The sequence below is a fragment of the Psychrobacter sp. 1Y6 genome (genome assembly GCF_052258385.2).
Lineage (GTDB): Bacteria > Pseudomonadota > Gammaproteobacteria > Pseudomonadales > Moraxellaceae > Psychrobacter.
In genome coordinates this window covers 3066802-3085400 of sequence record NZ_JBQQEW020000001.1, presented here as the reverse complement: position 1 = coordinate 3085400, position 18599 = coordinate 3066802, and the positions used below count along the sequence as shown (strand labels likewise).

14 protein-coding genes are annotated in these 18599 nt (G+C 39.9%); 11 read left to right on the top strand and 3 right to left on the bottom strand.

Annotated elements, in window-relative coordinates; genetic code table 11:
- Window positions 1-15 precede the first annotated feature (15 nt).
- The 4 genes from ACTXGF_RS26585 (at window position 16) to ACTXGF_RS26570 (ending at window position 5385) form a co-directional block, all read left to right on the top strand.
- Window positions 16-2565, top strand: coding sequence for a CDP-glycerol glycerophosphotransferase family protein (locus tag ACTXGF_RS26585; protein ID WP_443533178.1), 2550 nt, complete (start codon window positions 16-18; stop codon window positions 2563-2565).
- A gap of 157 nt (window positions 2566-2722) precedes the next feature.
- Window positions 2723-3460, top strand: coding sequence for a glycerophosphodiester phosphodiesterase (locus tag ACTXGF_RS26580; protein WP_443533179.1), 738 nt, complete (start codon window positions 2723-2725; stop codon window positions 3458-3460).
- 4 nt (window positions 3461-3464) lie between these two features.
- Window positions 3465-4664, top strand: coding sequence for a CDP-glycerol glycerophosphotransferase family protein (locus ACTXGF_RS26575; RefSeq protein WP_443533181.1), 1200 nt, complete (start codon window positions 3465-3467; stop codon window positions 4662-4664).
- 64 nt (window positions 4665-4728) lie between these two features.
- Window positions 4729-5385: an IS1595 family transposase gene (locus tag ACTXGF_RS26570; RefSeq protein ID WP_443533182.1), complete on the top strand. Its 657-nt coding sequence runs from the start codon at window positions 4729-4731 to the stop codon at window positions 5383-5385.
- Between the two features lie 30 nt (window positions 5386-5415).
- Here ACTXGF_RS26570 and ACTXGF_RS26565 read toward each other — a convergent pair whose 3' ends face one another.
- Together ACTXGF_RS26565 and ACTXGF_RS26560 are read right to left on the bottom strand one after the other, a co-directional pair.
- Window positions 5416-6930, bottom strand: a complete 1515-nt coding sequence (locus ACTXGF_RS26565) for a glycosyltransferase (RefSeq protein ID WP_443533184.1) — start codon at window positions 6928-6930, stop codon at window positions 5416-5418.
- Between the two features lie 70 nt (window positions 6931-7000).
- Window positions 7001-7984: a capsular polysaccharide export protein, LipB/KpsS family gene (locus ACTXGF_RS26560; RefSeq protein WP_443533185.1), complete on the bottom strand. Its 984-nt coding sequence runs from the start codon at window positions 7982-7984 to the stop codon at window positions 7001-7003.
- 145 nt (window positions 7985-8129) lie between these two features.
- Between ACTXGF_RS26560 and galE the strand changes: the two genes are divergently transcribed.
- The 4 genes from galE to ACTXGF_RS26540 all read left to right on the top strand — a co-directional run bounded on the left by galE (window position 8130) and on the right by ACTXGF_RS26540 (window position 13251).
- Window positions 8130-9191 (top strand): UDP-glucose 4-epimerase GalE, encoded by a 1062-nt coding sequence (gene galE, locus ACTXGF_RS26555; RefSeq protein ID WP_443533187.1) that lies wholly within the window; start codon window positions 8130-8132, stop codon window positions 9189-9191.
- A 69-nt stretch (window positions 9192-9260) separates the two neighbouring features.
- Window positions 9261-10145 (top strand): UTP--glucose-1-phosphate uridylyltransferase, encoded by an 885-nt coding sequence (locus ACTXGF_RS26550; protein ID WP_443533189.1) that lies wholly within the window; start codon window positions 9261-9263, stop codon window positions 10143-10145.
- 3 nt (window positions 10146-10148) lie between these two features.
- Window positions 10149-11828: a glucose-6-phosphate isomerase gene (gene pgi / locus ACTXGF_RS26545; protein WP_443533191.1), complete on the top strand. Its 1680-nt coding sequence runs from the start codon at window positions 10149-10151 to the stop codon at window positions 11826-11828.
- A gap of 64 nt (window positions 11829-11892) precedes the next feature.
- On the top strand, window positions 11893-13251 hold the full coding sequence (locus tag ACTXGF_RS26540) for a UDP-glucose/GDP-mannose dehydrogenase family protein (RefSeq protein ID WP_443533607.1): 1359 nt from the start codon (window positions 11893-11895) through the stop codon (window positions 13249-13251).
- Between the two features lie 102 nt (window positions 13252-13353).
- Here the strand turns inward: ACTXGF_RS26540 and ACTXGF_RS26535 are convergent, their stop codons facing one another.
- Entirely contained in the window at window positions 13354-14841 is a 1488-nt protein-coding gene (locus ACTXGF_RS26535) for a phosphohexomutase domain-containing protein (RefSeq protein WP_443533192.1), read from the bottom strand.
- A gap of 138 nt (window positions 14842-14979) precedes the next feature.
- Between ACTXGF_RS26535 and mazG the strand changes: the two genes are divergently transcribed.
- From mazG to pcnB, 3 genes are all read left to right on the top strand, one after another.
- The gene (mazG, locus tag ACTXGF_RS26530) at window positions 14980-15846 is read left to right on the top strand and encodes a nucleoside triphosphate pyrophosphohydrolase (protein ID WP_443533194.1); all 867 of its coding nucleotides are present in this window, start codon (window positions 14980-14982) and stop codon (window positions 15844-15846) included.
- Window positions 15830-16204 carry a ComEA family DNA-binding protein gene (locus ACTXGF_RS26525; protein ID WP_443533196.1) on the top strand — a complete coding sequence of 125 codons (375 nt, stop codon included), beginning with the start codon at window positions 15830-15832 and terminating at the stop codon, window positions 16202-16204. Before mazG ends, ACTXGF_RS26525 begins: the two co-directional genes overlap by 17 nt.
- A gap of 166 nt (window positions 16205-16370) precedes the next feature.
- Entirely contained in the window at window positions 16371-18599 is a 2229-nt protein-coding gene (gene pcnB / locus ACTXGF_RS26520) for a polynucleotide adenylyltransferase PcnB (RefSeq protein WP_443533198.1), read from the top strand.

The following is an 18599-nucleotide window of genomic DNA, read 5'->3' as shown; positions in this document are numbered from 1 at the left end:
TCCAAAGGTAAGGCTATGTCCAAGTTATTAAAGTTAAAAAATAACCCTAAATTATTTTTTAAAGATTCATACGAAAAACGTAGTATACAGCTAAGGAAAATAGCTAATATTTTAAAAAATCAAGAAGCTACAAAGAAGAGTGATGTTCAAAAACCTTTAAAAACTCAAAGTAGCAAAAAGGTCCTCGAGAAAGCTATAAAAAAACCTGTAGCTAATGGCTACAGATATTATCTAGAAAATTATACTCAAGGTAATATTCAAAAAAACTTAGTTCTTTTTGATAGCTTTTGGGGGAGAAAAATCGGCTGCCATCCATATGCTATTTACAGGGCTATGAAGGCTTCTAGAATTTTCGATGACTACAGTTTTATTTGGGTAAAGGAAAGAGGTATCGATATACCGAATGATATTATAGAAGATAAAAAAGTTAGCTTTGTAGTATATGGTAGTGCAGAGTATGCGTCTGCTCTGATGAGAGCTGAGATATTAGTATCAAATTCAAATTTTTCACCATATTTCAGTCCCAAACCTGAACAGTATGTTGTAAGTACATGGCATGGTATTCCTATGAAAACATTGGGTTATGATGCCAATCCAAACCTAGAATCTGTTTACAATACTCAAAGAAATTTCAATATATCTGACTTAATTGTATCATCTAGTCAGTTTTTTACAGATAAGGTCGTAAAATCATATGGTGCCTATTTATCATTAAGTGCAACCAAAGAAATAGGATCTCCTCGTATAGATTTAACGTTAAATGCAGATATAGATCGTATTAAAAGTCAACTGGATATTTCTTTAGGTCGTAAGGTTATATTATACGCTCCAACTTGGAGAGGAAAGATCGGTGAAGTATCGAATGATATAGATATACAAATTGAATTAATAGATTATTTAGAAAGTACATACAGTGAAGAATATGAGATTTTAGTTTCCTTGCATCATTTAACAAAGAAATCATTAGGCAGCAATTTATCAAAGCTAAACATCAAAGAAGTTCCTTCTAATGTAGATATCAATGAAGTATTATCTGTTTGTGATTTGGTAATCAGTGACTATTCAAGTATCTATTTAGATTTCTTATGTCTTAATAGACCAGTTATTCTGTATGTCCCAGATATTGAAGAGTATATGTTGCATAGAGGTTTATATTTGAGCCCTTACGATCTGCCTGTGAACATAGCAAAAAATATGGAAGAGATTTCTCTCTGTATAGAAGATGCTAAGATTCCATCAAGTTTTGAAAGTTATCAAAATATCCGAAACAGCCTATTACCATTTGAAGATGGAAAATCTAGTGAAAGAGTAATTGAAAAAATATTTTCTAGAGAGTTAAATACCTATAGCCATCTTTCAAACAAAGGAAATGTCTTAATATCAGTTGGGGGACTGAACTCTAGCGGTATTACAAAATCTCTATCAAATTTACTGAATAATATTGATTATGAAAAATTCAATATATTTTTACTGATCAATGCGAAATTAGTTGATACTCATTTTGAAAAGCAAGTTAACCTTAATCACTTAAATGATAAAGCAAAGAAAATACTAACTATTGCACCAAAAAATTTTAGTGAAACACAAAAGAATGCCTATCAAAAATTGTCAAGTGGTAAGAAAGTCAGCGGTGCTGAAGAATATCAGGTGAGCATTGCTTTTGATAGAGAGATGCGCAGGTTGATTGGTAAATTTACATTTGACCATGCAATTGACTATACCGGTTATTCTGTATATTGGACTAGTTGTATTACATCTATTTCTGCGAAAAATAAAATTACGTTTCAGCATAGTGATATGCTTGCTGAAGCACAAAATACAGCTAGGGGACATAGCTCACTACATGGTGTTTTTCAGAAATATAAAGATTTTGATAAGCTTGTTAGTGTTTCATTAGAGCTTTTAGAACTAAATAAAGTAAACCTAAGTGAGTATGCTAGAGATAACACATTTTACTACTTGCCAAATCTATTATCCGTAGAAGAGATACTACAAGGAGCAGATGCGCCTTTATCTATAATGTCACCGACAGCTTTTATGCTAAATATGGAAAAAGATGTCATAAAATTTGTTTGTGTAGCAAGGTTATCTCCAGAAAAAGGTCATACGTTATTGCTTCATGCTTTCAAGAAGGTTGTTGATGAAGGTATCAATGCCAGTCTATCTATTGTTGGCTCTGGCCCAACGGAGTCAAAGCTTAAAAATCTCTGCCATTTGTTAGGAATTGAAAACCGCGTTATATTCCATGGTCATATTAATAACCCATATCCCATTATTGCACATAGCGATTGTTTGATACTAGTTTCTGAATATGAAGGGCAAGGTCTGGTTTACCTAGAGGCAATGACTCTGAGTATCCCATGTATAGGTAGTAATATTCCAGTAGTTAGAGATTTAATTACTCCTCATGGTGGTATAGTCACTGACTTAAATGAAAAAAGCGTGAGTGATTCTATGGTTAATTTTGCAAAGAATCCCACTACTGTAGTAGATTTTAGTCCTAAAGAGTATATCGATCAAAATCTTGATATTTTATATAAAAACATACTAGCTATAGATCAATAAAAAAGATAACTGAGGCTTAATATTGGCTTTAAGTTTACTATGATAGCTTAATAATTAGTCATCAAAGCACAGTCGATAACGCGTATTCTCTAGGCTGTATGTGTGCTTTTAAAATGCTTATAATAAAAGCTTAGTAATGAAAATAGGTAGTCTAACTATGGATTCTATTCAAGTAATTGGTCATAGAGGTAATAAAGCTGCCCATGATGAAAATACTTTACAGGGTTTCAATTCAGTCTTCACTGAACCTGAATTTGATGGGGTAGAGTTAGATGTAGTAATTAGCAAAGATAAACAGTTATTTGTGGCTCATGATATGTATGCAAAATTCAATCAAGATGATAAATGGTTTCACCAGTTTGACTATCAGCAGATATTAGATGCATGTGTTGAAGAAAATGGCAATAATGTCAGTAAATTTCCTTTGCTTAAGCAAGTCTTTGATTTGTATAAAACCTGCAACTCGAATCATAAAATTCAAATAGAGGTTAAATCTGATCCAAGCCTAGAGTTAACCTTCAGTATAGCTGATACTATTTTAGCGATTCATAGAATGATTCATGATTATAGTTTGCTAACTATAGCTAGCATTACTTCATTTGATTATCGTTATATAATAGAGTCTAGACGACAAGATCCAAATATAAAAACTGGTTTGATTATGCATCGTTGCTTATTGCCGCTAGATAGTTTTATATCATTGGGGATTAATGCGATTATATTTGAAAAAAACTGGGTTACTAAGAATGATATTCAAATACTCGATGCTTCGGGTATCGATTCCTACGTTTGGACAGCAAACTCCAAATCTGACTGGAATAGAATGAAGAGTCTAGGGGTAACAGGTATTATTACCGACAAACCTAGGGCTTTAGTGAATTGGTTAAAGGAATAATGCAGTGTTATTAAAGTATTTAATGCGTAGATTAAGCAGCCGAGAGAAGAAAGCTAATTTTTTTGCCAAATATGATTCTTTTTTTCCAAAATTTAGTCGTAAAGTCATTCTGGTTGTAAAGAAAAATACAGAATTTTCAGGCAATTTGCGTGTATGTGCTGATGTGCTTTTGGCTGAAAAACATCATAAAGTTTATGTATATAAAGATGGGGTCATGCCAGCCAGTCTAGAAGTAGCGATCAAAGCACAGGGTATGAATGTATTAAAACCTAATTCTTGGTATAGTTTTTACCACATTTTTACCAGTGGATTAATGTTTTTCTCTCATGTGCCTAGAGATGCGCATATTTCTGTTAAACACCGGAAAAGAGCTATTATTGGGTTATGGCATGGTGTAGCTTTTAAGAATATTGAAAGTCAAATGATTGATGTTGCACCTGAAAAGCTCACTTTAATAGAAAAAAATGCTGCACTATACGATTTAATGACAGCATCAAGTCAGAGGGATAAACAGTACCTTTCAAAGTCATTTATGGTTGATGAAAGTATTATTGAGATTACTGGTCTACCAAGGTATGATCTGCTCAAGTCAACATATCCTTTAGATGCATTCTTGGCTATACAACAGCAAACGTTGAGTCAGATTAAAGCTGATAAAACGTTATTATTGTATGCACCCACCTTTAGAGAAAATTGTAAATCACATCTTGAGCAGATTTCTAATTCTGAATGGGAGTGTCTGAATGAGTACATGTTTGCTAATAATGCAGTACTTGGTGTACGGCCACATCCTTATGATTTAAAGTATGAGCCAAAGGTGTTCAAAACGTTAGATAATATAGTTTGGTTAGGTCAAGATGAGTTTACTGAATCTAATTTAGTCTTGCAGTATGTTGATGCATTGATTGTAGATTTTTCTAGTATATGGATTGATTATTTATTACTAGATAGACCTATTGTAGGCTTTGCCAAGGACTTTGAATATTATCGAGATGTTGAACGTGGTTTTGCATATGAATTTGATGAGACTTTTCCTGATGTATTCGTTAATAATATAACTGATTTAATAAGTCAGCTTGATTCGATATTAAGCAATGGCATACAATCGAAAAAATATAGTGCAGCAAAAAAGCTATTCCATGCATATGATATATCAGTTAATTTTTCTGGGAATTTAAAGAAATCAATTAAGCCCTATTTATAATATTATATGCATTAGGTTTAAATAATGGGGCTGTAGTAGATAAGCACTATGCTAGACTACTTTTATGAAGATAACCCGTTGTAAACTCAGCAAAAAAGTACAGCGACGACTGTTAGAGTTTTTTACGGCTGAAGTAACCGCTAGAACGGCCGCAGATTTACTCAATATTCAGCCTAAAACTGCTGCACTTTTTTACCATAAAATAAGACTCGTTATAGAGTATTATTTATCTCTTGAAGCAGATGACATCTTTGACGGTGAAGTCGAATTAGATGAAAGTTACTTCGGCGGTGTACGTAAAGGCAAAAGAGGCCGAGGTGCTGCTGGTAAGACAGCGGTGTTTGGAATCCTAAAACGAAATGGTAAGGTTTATACCATTGTCGTAGCAGACACCAAACAAACCACGCTAATGCCCGTTATCAAGCGTAAAATCAAGCCTGACAGCTTTGTTTATACTGACAGCTATCGAAGTTACAATGCACTGGATGTGAATGACTTTAAACATTTCAGAGTCAATCACTCTAAAGAGTTTACTTGCGGTAAAAACAATCACATCAATGGTATTGAGAACTTTTGGAATCAGTCTAAACGGACACTCAGAAAATATAATGGAATCGATAAGAAGAACTTCCATTTATTTTTAAAAGAGTGCGAGTTTAGATTTAACTACGGGTCACCATCTAATCAGCTTAAAACGCTGAGAAAATGGTGTGATATTTAATCCTTATCTACTACAGCCCCTAAATAATAGCTAAACTGTTAGCAATCTTTTAAGATCATAGGCAAGATTGAGATGGGTACGCCATAGTTTTTGAACTTCCTCTGGGTAGACTGATTTTACAAACTCTTCGGCATTTTCTATCATTAACTGAATCTCTCCATCTGGGTCGTCAGCATCAATAGTACGCATCATATCTTCGAGTGATGCCGCGAACTCTTCAACAGTGGGACCACAAATCACACCACGATTATCACTAAGTAAAAATGTTGAGCCTGCATGTTTGCGTGCTATAACAGGAATACCGATATCCATTGCTTCAGCTATGGTTAACCCGTATGACTCACTAATTGAGGCAGTAGCATGAATCGCGCTTTCCCTCATTCGTGCATCCAAATCTTTTACTGGATCCATAACTTTTACATTAGGAAGTTGCTTAGCTAAATTTAGTACTTTGCTGTGAGCAGGTCCTCCACTACCGTAGATATCAAGACTCCAACCAGGAACGCTATTAGAAGCAATTCTAAATGCTTCAATCAATTCTTCATGCTTTTTTACTGTATCCATTCTACCAGCCGCTATAACTTTCTTTTTTCCTAGAAAGGAGGCTTTACGTTTCTGTGATATGGAATTAGGAATAGATATAATTTGTGCTGAAGTGTTCTTACTAAATACATTAACTAATATAGGGTTGACCAAATGTACAGCATCACATGATTTTATTGCATCTATAAAACTTTTAGCATTTTCAGTAGTTCTAGGTATTTCTCCATCTTTTAAACTTTGATCATAACGTACAGGATTGTGATCCCCCAATATATAGCATACAGATGGAGCTAGATTGTCTTTAAAAAAATTGTATATTTCACCATCGTAATTCGGGAGATAAGCAAAGTCGCTTTTAAGGTTTGCTAAATACTTACGAAGTTTTAATAAAGTACTTTTCTCAGCAGAAATCTTTCCTTGAGGTAAATCGAATTTTTTAAATTCTTGAGAATTTTCCATATATGAATCAATATAATCAAGTTTAACACCATCAGGACATCTGAATATTGGTCCATCGGGTACCAGCCACATTGAGCATATAGTAACGTCAAACCCTGCTCTGGTTAGTACGTCAGAAAGTTGAAAAATAGCAGATGTTTTACCGCCAGAGGAATTTATCTGTCTAGAAAATATAGTCACTGAAAGAGGCTGATCGTATGATTTCTGTATGAATGATAAAGAGACCGCTTTACCTAGCGTTGTATAAGGAATAACATCTAGATTTTTAATACTTGCTTTTGAGCTTTCAACTTCATCTAATTTGACCCTAATTAAATGATCTTCATGTTTCCAGTAAAGATCAAAAGTACCTTGTCGGCAGCTTCTTAAGCCCAATCTTTCGACGGAAAGGGTAAAAAGACCATTTTCATTTTTAATAAAGCTAATTGAAAGTTTAGGATCTTCACGAAGAATAGCAACTAGAAATTCTTTCTCGCTTTGAGTCTCGACTATAACTTGATTTTCTTTAATATAAAGTTTGGTGGTTTTTAAAGTTTTAAGCATGAAATTACCAGAATAGTAGTTTTAGTTCAAAATGGTTAAAGATAGGTTTAGTGGACAATTTGTATATAAATTATATAGAATGAATAATGACGTGGTAATTATAATAGCAGATATAAAATAATTGAGCGGTCAAATATATACTATTATTTTTATCGCGGTAATCTCTGTAAAATGGTTTCCCTAATATAGTGACCTTTTTTCCTCTCAATAACGCTTCAAATCCACCTAATGACGTAATCGTATAGACGTGATCGATTGTCTCTAAGGCATCAACCAAATGTATAGACTGGGTAAGAATCAGACAATCTAGCTCAGTAAGCACACTAACGATAGACGGATTATCCAGCGTCATCGGGTGCGGTTTGACAATGATTTGCGCTTCAGGGTTTTCTTCAATGGCCTTATTGACCACATCAAGTAGCGTAATACCAGTGCCACCACCATATTTTAATGAATCATCATATGGTACTTGGCCTAATACCAATATACGTTTTTTACTCTTGATACCGTATATAGGTATAACATCCACGTATGACTGGTGATTGTATTTGCTCACTCTATGCGACACATAATAATCGAGCATCTCTTGAGCCAGCTCATCATCATAACCATCCTGCTCAAAGTCAAAGTTAGCAATCAAGTCAGTCAGATCGTTTGGGCGAGTGGTATCGAAGTAAGGAGCTTGACTATCCATCACGATAGACAGCGGTGGTGAACTGCTATCGTCATCAGGGCCTGAACGAATAAAACCATCTTCTAAGAAGAAAATGTCTAAATTTTGCGCTCGTACATACTCGATAAAGTAATCAGGAGCCTTATAACCCCAAATATAGATAACAGGACTTACACGCTTGATAAAGGGTTTGAGCCATCGATGAAAATAACGCTTATCAAAGTGTCTTTGTATCTGTATATGCTCTGACTCTAGTACCCACTCACCGACCATATCTCGCCATGGCTGCATACCAACAACTAGCGCCAAACGCTGTTTCGAATGGCAGTAATGTTTATAATAGCCCGATAAAAGTGGCTGAATGTAGGCGTTAAATTTCATAATATGGTTAATGGCTTATGTTGATAGAGTGCAAGTAAGTAAACACTATTAAGGTATTTATGTTGGTAATGTATTATAGTTCCCAGTATAGTTGCATTTATGAGCAAAGACGAATAACTAATTCATAAAGTAACGGATCGATGTTATGAAAAATAAAATATTAGTTACTGGCGGTGCTGGATATATCGGTTCGCATACTTGTATAGCATTGCATGAAGCAGGTTATGAAGTTGTGGTATACGATAACCTATCTAATAGTAGCCGTGAAGCGATTAACCGTGTCTCTACGCTTATTGGACAGCCTATTGAGTTTATCGAAGGTGATATACGAGATGCTGAATCACTCAAACAAGTATTTGCCGCGCATCATTTTTTTGGAGTAATTCATTTCGCTGGTTTAAAAGCAGTTGGGGAGTCAGTAGCAAAGCCATTGCTGTATTACAATAACAATGTCAGCGGTACCATTACCTTATTAGAAGTTATGGCAGAGTATAATATTAAAAATATAGTTTTTTCATCATCTGCCACTGTCTATGGTGATCCTGAATCCTTACCCATCGATGAGAGCTCGAAGCGCTCTTGTACCAATCCTTATGGTCAGAGCAAGCTGACAGTTGAACATATCTTAGAAGATTTAGCTGTGCCTGATGACAGCTGGAACATGATAGCTCTTAGGTATTTTAATCCAGTAGGCGCGCATACATCAGGACAGATTGGCGAAGACCCCAATGATATTCCTAATAATTTGATGCCTTATATTTCTCAAGTGGCCGTCGGCAAACTTAAACAGCTCAGTATCTTTGGTAACGACTATCCTACTGTCGATGGAACAGGTGTCCGTGACTTTATTCATGTCACTGATTTGGCGCAAGGTCACGTGGCTGCACTAAATTATCTAGATAAACAAACCAGATCAAACGGAAGCGGTACGACAAAAAAGAACTCAGTAGGCTTTTTACCTATTAACTTAGGTACTGGCAAAGGTACGTCTGTATTAGAATTGGTATCTGCATTTTCTGATGTATCTGGACAAGCTATTCCCTATCAGTTTACAGGTCGTCGTGCAGGGGATATCGCCAGTTGCTATGCCAGTGCCGATAAAGCGAAAACACTGTTAGGGTGGCAAGCTGAGTTATCAATTAATGATATGTGTCAAGATACATGGCGTTGGCAGAGCATGAACCCGAGTGGATACAATATATCTTGATACTTGTTAAGCTATCATCGTTTATCTACTACCTTATTCTCACTTAACTTTTGAAACAGTCTTATTTATATGAAAAAAATCACTCACGCCGTTATTCCTGTCGCAGGCTTTGGTACTCGTATGTTGCCATTGTCAAAATCTGTGCCAAAAGAGTTGTTACCGCTTGGCAATCGTCCTGCTATTCATTATGTGGTCGAAGAGGCCATTGCTGCTGGTATCAAGCATATTGTCTTGGTCGGTCATGCGCAAAAGAGCGCGATTGAAAACTATTTTGATATCAATGCCGAATTGGACAATCAATTGCGCCATAAGGGCAAAGATGAGCTGGCTGATAGCTTAAACTGGTTGCCAGAAGACGTAACAGTATCGATGATACGCCAAGGTAAAGCGTTAGGTTTGGGTCATGCGGTACTGGCAGCGCGTCCAATCATTGGTGAGCATGACTTTGCCGTATTATTGCCTGATGTCGTACTCGATCCATTTACCACTGATATGTCAGCTGACAATTTGGCCTTTATGTTAGATGCCTTTGCTACAGATGGTCATTCACAGATATTGGTTGATCAAGTAGCGGATGAAGACGTACATAAGTATGGTATCGCTCAACTAGATGAAAAACTCAGCAATACTAATGAGATTGATGAAGAAATAAATATTAATGCTAGCTTTAAAGTGGCTGGTTTTGTAGAAAAGCCCAATTTAGCTGATGCTCCTTCAAATCTGGCTGTGGTAGGGCGCTATGTATTTAGTAACCATATCTTTGATTACTTAGCCAATACTAAAGCATCTGTCGGCGGTGAGATTCAGCTGACAGATGCGATTGATGCGCTCATTAGTGAATATGGTGTCCATGTCACAACTATGCGCGGCAATAGCTACGATGCAGGCGATATGCGCTCGTATATGCAGGCGTTCATCTACTTTGCCGAGCAGCAATTAGCAGATGATGAGTAGCTGATGAATGAGATAAGAAGCGACAAGGCCTATAGCAGTGCTCGACATTCTAAATACTGGCAGCAACTACAAACGCTTGCAAAGCATCCGTGGTCGCTTGCACAGTTATTTGCGCAAGATGATAAGCGCGCCAAGCATTTCAGTGTGCAGGCTGGTGCGCTGTATATGGACTTTAGTAAGCAGCGTATCGATCAGACAGTATTGTCTAACTTACTGAGTTTGGCCGATAGTTGTGAGCTGGATGCTCGTATTGATTCATTACTGCAAGGGGCGATGGTAAATACCAGCGAGCAGCGTGCTGCATTGCACACAGCATTACGATTGCCAGAGACAGCGACATTACAAGTCAATGGACAAAATATCGTCGCTGATGTACATCATAGTTTGTCACAAGTAGCACGCCTATCTGAGCGCGTGCGCAATGGTACATGGCGCGGGTTTTCGGGCAAGGCAATTACAGATGTTGTCAATATTGGGGTTGGCGGTTCTGATCTTGGCCCACTCATGGCGACTACAGCGCTCGACGAATGGGCAGATACCAGTATTGAGGTGCATTTTGTCTCCAATATGGACGGTACGCAGCTTGATAATTTGCTCAAGCATTTAAATCCTGAGACCACATTATTTATTATCTCTTCCAAATCCTTTGGTACGGTTGACACCTTATCGAATGCTAAGACGGCATTATCTTGGCTACTTGCGACGGCAAAACTCCGTGCAGGCACAGAAGATAGTGTATTGCGTCGACACTTTATCGGCATCTCAGCCAATAGTGAAAAAATGAGGGCTTGGGGAATTCATCCTGAGCATCAGTTGCAGCTTTGGGAGTGGGTAGGCGGTCGCTTTTCTCTATGGTCAGCAATTGGCCTTGCCATTGCTATTCGTATCGGTATGAATGGCTTTAAGGCTTTATTAAGCGGTGCTCATAGTATGGATGAGCATTTTGCACAGGCGGACTTTGCTGATAACTTACCAGTATTGCTAGGCTTACTGGCTGTTTGGAACAGTACTTTTTTACAAGTAAATGCGCATACCGTATTGCCTTATGATGGTAGGCTAGGCTATCTACCCAGCTATCTTACCCAGCTAGAGATGGAGAGTAATGGTAAGTCTGTTACTCGAAATGGGGATCATATCGACTATGATACGTGTCCGATTCTATGGGGTGAAATTGGCTCAAATGCACAACATGCATTCTATCAGCTGCTACACCAAGGCACGCAGCAGGTTTCCTGTGACTTTATCGCTTGTGTACGTCGCTACGGTGATGAGGCGCGAAACTCCTCATTGCAACAACAGCACGAATTGTCTTTAGCAAATTGTCTGGCGCAAAGTCGAGTATTGGCATTTGGCAATGCTGCTGTGACAGATCTGGTCGATCCACAGGCAGTTTCCGAAGCAGACAAATATAAGTACTACCGTGGTAACCAACCGTCAACCACATTACTGATTGATGAGCTGACGCCGCATAGCTTAGGAGCATTGATAGCGCTCTACGAGCATAAGGTCTATGTCATGGCCAGTATCTGGGATATCAATCCGTTTGATCAATGGGGCGTCGAGATGGGCAAGCAAATGGCAGACTCGGTACACCATGCCATGCAGCATATCCAGACGGACTCTCAAGGTCTATTCGATACGTCTACTGACCAATTACTACAGCGTATTAAGCAGATGTCTTAGTAGTATTGATACGTCAATAATATAGGAAAGCACGCTCATGCAGACGCCTTTAGATGGTAGCCATATGAATAAATACAATAATGAATCTAAACCAAACCAATTAACTGATTCTACAGTTTGTGTGCTTATTGGTCACAGTATAGAGGCGATTACTAGTGCAGTGGTGCTGGCAAGTCTCGGTCAGCGTGTGCATCTTTACGCAGACAAGATGCTACTGACGCAGCAGATACAACAGTATGGTTTTGAGCATCATCTGCAAGCCCTATGGCAAATGTATGAGCAGCAGCAGGTCATTACCAGTAAGGAATTACCGGCTAGTGCCGATATGCTAATAAAAGGCTATGAAGCAGCTAGTCATAACGAAACTGATGCTCAAAATACGGTGACGCTTTATTGGTTATTTTTAGACAATATTAAACCTGTGTGGACAAAAGACAGTTGGATAACCGCGTTTAATCACAGCTATCAGCAGGCAATCCCTGTGATTATGAGCGGCATTGAGCAATTGGGTCATGTAGAAGGATTGGCTCACCGCTTACAGCGTGCTTGGGTCTATTACGTGCCATTTGTATTCTTACAAGATGGCGATGCGTATAGCTCGATGTTGAATCCTTCGTTATGGTTACTGGGTGAAAAAACAGCGAGTAGCAGCCAGCACTTAAATGTGTTAAAGCCTTTAATGCAGCATGCACGCGCTACCCATTATGCTGATATCGCAACGATAGAGTTTGCCCGTAGCAGCATCATGGCGATGCTAGCAACCAGAGTAAGCTTTATGAATGAGATGTCACGTTTGGCTGATAGTCAAAATGTCGATATCAGTCAAGTCAGTCGCATTATGGGATTGGATGAGCGGGTAGGCAGTAGTTATCTAAAAGCAGGGTGGGGATTCGGTGGTAATACTTTGCCTACTGAGCTGGCTAAATTACAACAATCAAGCCGTACACACAGTTTGGATATGCCTCTATTACAATCTATCGTGCATATCAATGAAGATCAAAAAGAGCTGATATTCCGTAAATTTTGGCAATATTTTGATGGTTTTATTGATAATAAAACAGTCATGATTTGGGGCGGTAGTTATAAATCAGGCTCAGGACGTACTGCTGGCTCAGCTATCCATCCGTTATTAGCATTACTGTGGTCTTATAATATTCGCACACTGGTTTATAGTGATAAGGCACAGCACGAGCTTGCTGAGCTTTATCAGCAACAACCCTTGCTTGAGCTGATTGCTAGTCCTTATCAACAGCTTTGCGATACCCATGCTATTTTCATCATTAGTTGGTCACCACGAGATCAATTAGATATCGCCAAAATCAATCAGCAAGTCATGCCAGTATTTGATGCGCAAAATGCCCTGACACGCTCGCAAATTAATAGCTTAGTAGGTGACTATATGGGTATTGGTCGAACTAAATAGTTTGGTTTAAGGTTTTCTGTGTATAGAAAAAAGGCTCGCTAACACTCATTAGCGAGCCTTTTTAGACTGACAATCAGAATGATTTTTACTGGGTTAATCACTTTATGCTGGTACGGCACCTTGTGTTGCTAACCATTGCTGAATCTCTTGAGTTTTAGTAGCCAGTAAGGGTTGGTCGCCGCGACTTTCGATATTCAATCTGATAAGTGGCTCGGTATTCGAGGCACGTAGATTGAAGCGCCAGTCACCGAAATTCAGACTTAAACCATCAAGTGTTGATTTAACTGGTTGCTCATTGCTGAATTTGGCTTCAATTGCACTGATGATAGCCGGTGCATCATGAGTTGTAAGACGAAAGTTTAATTCGCCTGAGCTAGGATAGGCGGCAATATAGCCTGTTACCAATTCGGATAGTGTTTTACCGGTGATAGACAACAGTTCGATGGTCAATAACCATGGAATCATACCACTGTCGCAATAGAAGAAGTCGCGGAAATAGTGATGTGCAGACATTTCACCGCCATATACAGCACCTGAGTCCCGCATGACTTGCTTGATAAATGAGTGTCCAGATTTACTAATGACAGCCCTACCATTATGTTCTTCTACCACTGCTTCGGTGTTATAAATCACTCGTGGATCATAGACGATTGATTCACTCGGGTATTTGTTTAAAAAAGCTTGAGCGAGCATACCGACGATATAGCTACCATCGATAAATTCGCCACGTTCATCGAATAGGAAGCAGCGATCAAAGTCACCATCAAAGGCAATGCCAAGATCCGCGTTATTTTCCAAAACGGCTTGCTGGGTAGCCACTCTATTAGCTTCAAACATTGGATTGGGGATGCCATTAGGGAAGCTACCATCTGGTGTATGATGCAATTTAATCACTTCAATTGGTGCATCTGCTTGTGCTAATTTATCAACTAATAAATCGACCACAGGACCTGCACTACCATTGCCTGAATTAACGACCAGTTTAAGTGCTTTTAGTTTATCAGTATCGATAAAAGTCATAACATGATCGATGTACGCGCTTTTATCCGTCAATAACTGTAATTTGCCTGATTGATTATCCGTAGTGAACTGCCCAGATTCTGCCAGTGCTTGAATCTCTGCCAAACCATCATCAGCGCTGATTGGTTTTGAATGTTCTTTAACCAGTTTTAGGCCATTATAATTGATAGGGTTATGACTGGCAGTCACTTCGATACCACCTAACGCCTGATAGTGACTGGTAGCAAAATATACTTCTTCAGTACCACTCATGCCCAAATCAATAACATCAACGCCTGCATCAACGATGCCTTTGATAGCGGCTTGTTTTAACTGCTCACTAGAGTGGCGAATATCACTACCGATAACGATAGCAGGTTTTAGAGTTGCTACATCATCGGCTTGAGTTTGAGCCGCTACCTGATAACGCTGATACAAAATCTGTGCAAACGCGCGCCCGATACGGTAGGCAATCTCTTCATCGAGATTGACCCCAAGCTCACCCCGAATGTCATAGGCTTTGAATGAGCTGATAGTAATAGGGTCGAATGTCGCAGCTGGTTGATAGTTGGTGGTCGCAGAAGTGGACATAATGATAAAGTTCCTCGCGCATGAGCAGTGGTAAAATGAAGAGGTTAGTAGCACAATTATAAGCCAAGCTGTGTTCAATGATACACTAACTATTAGACGAATCAGCAAACAACACATAAAACGATAAGAGCCGCCCTTATGAGTATTTCAGACAATAAAGTTACCGTGCCTGTACCAGTACAAGGAACTCCAGACGCTACTGGCCAGCTTGATGATTTGTTAGCGTTGATGGCACGACTAAGGGCAGACTGTCCGTGGGACAAAAAGCAAACCAATCATAGCCTTATTCCGTACGCCATTGAAGAGGCTTACGAGCTAGGCGAAGCGGTACAAAGCGAGGATGATGAGGACATCAAAGGTGAGCTTGGTGATGTGCTGCTGCAAGTGGTGTTTCATTGTCAGATGTATGCGGAGCAAGGGCGCTTTGATATGAGTGATGTTATTACAACCTTACAAGAGAAGCTGGTTCGCCGACATCCACATGTGTTTGAAGCCGAAACGCTCAAAGACGATGCGGCAGTAAAAGTACGCTGGGACGAAATCAAGCTCGAGGAACAGCAAGCGCGCGAAGCACGTGGTAAATCAAAACGTCGCTTAGATCAGGTTAAGGCGGGTAGTGCCTTGATGCAGGCGCAAGATGTACAAAAGCAAGCGTCAAAGTTGGGTTTTGATTGGGAAGGTATTGCAGGTGCCGTAGATAAGCTAGACGAAGAGATTGCTGAGCTAAAGCATGAGCTAACAGATAAGTCTACAACTGAGGTTAAAGCTAACATCAGAGAAGTCGAAAAGGAATTAGGCGACTGTATGTTTGCACTGGTCAATGTCGCACGCAAATTAAATTTGGATGCAGAAGCGGCTACCTTAACCTGTGTGCACAAGTTTAAATCTCGCTTTGGTTATATTGAGGAGCAGCTAGAACTCGCTGGCAAGCGTATTGAAGACAGCGATATAATAGAAATGGATGCACTGTGGGAAGCGGCGAAACAACATGAACGCTCATTATAAGTTCTCATTTGCCAGTTTACTGACGACCACCGCTTTTAGTCTCCTATTGTCTGTGGTCGCACTCAATAACGCCAACGCAGATCCTTGTTTTGACGAACCTCAGCGTGCTTATGAGTATTTGATCGCGAAAGAAAAAGCTGTTACACAAGCGCGTGAGCAGAAAGTTATCAATATCAATCGAGCTAATGAAGGTGAGCTGGTTTCGTTAGATGGTATCGGCAGCAGTAAAGCTCAGGCGATAATTTTATATCGAGATATGTTTGGCGATTTTAAGACAGTGGACGAGTTAGCAAAAGTGAAAGGTATCGGCGCAAAAACAGTCGAGAAAAACCAAAGACGTTTAAGCGTGCGTGATTAATGGCGGTGTTTTGCATTAATTAACCCCAATATTGACAAAATAGCATGTAAGTAAATGTCATAACACCCCCAGTAGGTCCAAAATTTGTTAAACTAGCGGGTACATCCGCCTGATAAACGCTGTGTTATTCAGGGGTAGTTAAAGAATACCGGCGAGGAGTAGATGCATGGCCGAGCGTGCCGCCAAGCAGTTAGAACTGAACAAATCTGAATTACCCAATTCCATTACTGAAGTGATTGCCACATTGACCCGTGCTGGGTTTGATGCGTATATCGTTGGTGGTGGTGTGCGCGATACTTTATTAGGTCTGCGGCCGAAAGACTTTGATGCTGTCACCGATGCCAAGCCACATGAGATTAAAGATGTCTTTGGCAAGCGCTGTCGCATTATCGGTCGCCGCTTCCAGTTAGCGCATGTGTATTCAGGTCGCGAGTTGATTGAAGTTGCTACTTTCCGTGGTCCACCAACCAGTGATGCCAATACCAATCAAGATGGTATGATTCTGCGCGACAATGTTTGGGGCGATATCCAACAAGATTTCTCCCGTCGCGACTTCTCTATTAATGCGCTTTATTATCAACCGCTCAAAGGCATCGTTCATGATTTCTGCGGCGCGCTTGATGATATTGACAACAGAATCATTCGTCTATTGGGCAATGCGCCAGTACGTATCGAAGAAGATCCTGTGCGCTTGTTACGTGCCTTACGTTTCAAAGCCAAGTTAGGTTTTGAGTTTGATGAAGCGTTGTCCGCTCAATTCAATGATGGGAACTGGGCGCTGCTTGAGCAAATATCACCGCATCGTCTCTATGATGAAACGCAAAAAATGTTTACTGGTGGCTATCTAGTACCCCTGTTGCCATTACTGTTTGAATCAGGTGCGATTGATAGTCTCATTATCTATCCACCGTCTGAGCCAAGTGCTTTAGTCAATCAGGTAGCTATCAATACCGATAAGCGTATTGCAGCGGGCAAGAGTATCAACCCTGCGTTCTTCTATGCTGCCTTACTGTGGGAAAATTACCTACATCAATTAGCAAAAGCCAAGAAACGTAATATGCCGTTTGCCGAAGCGCAAATGCATGCTGCTGGTAAAGTCATTGACCGTCAGCGTATCAAAACCGCTATTCCTAAATTTGCTGAGCAATTCATTCGAGATATCTGGATATTGCAGCCAAAACTTGCAGCCCCGCGTAGCAAACAAATCGTTCAGCTATCTGAGCATCCGCGTTTCCGTGCTGGCTTTGACTTTTTGTTGTTGCGTGAGCAATGCGGCGATGCTGAGCATCCGCTATCAGAGTCAACCAACGATATGGGTGACTGGTGGCAGACGTATCAAACCTTATCTGAACAAGAGCAGCAGCAAGCGATTGATGAATTTGACGAAAATATTCGCCGAGGTGCTTATAAAAAAGGGCAACGTGGTCGCGGACGTAATCGTCAAGAATCAAAAACACAGACTACTGATAACGCAACACCTAATCAGAACAGTACAAAGCAAAATAAAGCCGATGACCGTGCTGAAAAAGGTAGAAATAATCAAACGATGGTAAATGATTCGTCAAATATTCCAGCCCGTCGCCGCCGCGCTGCAAGTCAATCTAAAGCCGGTCGCACTGACAGTGGTAGACATAACGTGCAGCAAGTAGAGCAAGACAATAACGAGCTTGCTCAGCTACAGCAGTTGTCCCTTGCTAGTAACAAGCAATCGGCAAGCCAGCAGGCCAAGCCTAAGCCATTATTTGTTATCGAGCACGAGAACGTAGTGCCACCATTGCAGAAGCAACTGTCAGCTGATGATACATCGAAGCGCAGCAAAGCACCTGTGCGAAAGCCAGTATCAACCAATCAAGAAGCTCCAAAGCAAGCGGTTAAGTCTGAACGCTCAGATAACGTTCAGCCGTCTAATACTAACCAACCAGAAGCTCAAGCGTCAGCTAGTCAGGCTAGACCAGTTCGCTCGATCGCAAGATCACCTGCGCTAGTCAGTATGAATAACGAGCCGATCCCGCATAAGCGTCGCCGTCGTCAACCTACTGTAGATAGTGCGAGCAACATTGAAGCACAAAGCAATAGAGATGCGAAGGGCAGTAATGGCAAAGCACAGCCAGCAGCGAAGTATGTGAAAAAAGCGCCTAAACCTGCAATGGAATCGACTGATAAAAGCGATACTAAAAGTGTAAAGGTAGCAGCTAGCAAGGCAGTAGATAGCAAAGACACTACAAAAACTGCTGCACCTGCGAGAGCCAAGAAATCGGTGAAAGCAACTACTGCAAAGGCTGCTAAAGCGAAGCAAGATACGAATGATCAGATGCCTGCTGTGAAAGTAACTGATAACAAAGGCCCTGTACCATCGAAGCGCCGCCGCCGTCAGCCTAGTACTGAAAGCGTATAA

Coding starts and splice junctions, on each gene's coding strand:
- ACTXGF_RS26585 (WP_443533178.1), top strand. CDS start 16: ATGTCCAAGTTATTAAAGTTAAAAAATAACCCTAAATTATTTTTTAAA.
- ACTXGF_RS26580 (WP_443533179.1), top strand. CDS start 2,723: ATGGATTCTATTCAAGTAATTGGTCATAGAGGTAATAAAGCTGCCCAT.
- ACTXGF_RS26570 (WP_443533182.1), top strand. CDS start 4,729: ATGAAGATAACCCGTTGTAAACTCAGCAAAAAAGTACAGCGACGACTG.
- ACTXGF_RS26565 (WP_443533184.1), bottom strand. CDS start 6,930: ATGCTTAAAACTTTAAAAACCACCAAACTTTATATTAAAGAAAATCAA.
- ACTXGF_RS26560 (WP_443533185.1), bottom strand. CDS start 7,984: ATGAAATTTAACGCCTACATTCAGCCACTTTTATCGGGCTATTATAAA.
- galE (WP_443533187.1), top strand. CDS start 8,130: ATGAAAAATAAAATATTAGTTACTGGCGGTGCTGGATATATCGGTTCG.
- ACTXGF_RS26550 (WP_443533189.1), top strand. CDS start 9,261: ATGAAAAAAATCACTCACGCCGTTATTCCTGTCGCAGGCTTTGGTACT.
- pgi (WP_443533191.1), top strand. CDS start 10,149: ATGAATGAGATAAGAAGCGACAAGGCCTATAGCAGTGCTCGACATTCT.
- ACTXGF_RS26540 (WP_443533607.1), top strand. CDS start 11,893: ATGAATAAATACAATAATGAATCTAAACCAAACCAATTAACTGATTCT.
- ACTXGF_RS26535 (WP_443533192.1), bottom strand. CDS start 14,841: ATGTCCACTTCTGCGACCACCAACTATCAACCAGCTGCGACATTCGAC.
- mazG (WP_443533194.1), top strand. CDS start 14,980: ATGAGTATTTCAGACAATAAAGTTACCGTGCCTGTACCAGTACAAGGA.
- ACTXGF_RS26525 (WP_443533196.1), top strand. CDS start 15,830: ATGAACGCTCATTATAAGTTCTCATTTGCCAGTTTACTGACGACCACC.
- pcnB (WP_443533198.1), top strand. CDS start 16,371: ATGGCCGAGCGTGCCGCCAAGCAGTTAGAACTGAACAAATCTGAATTA.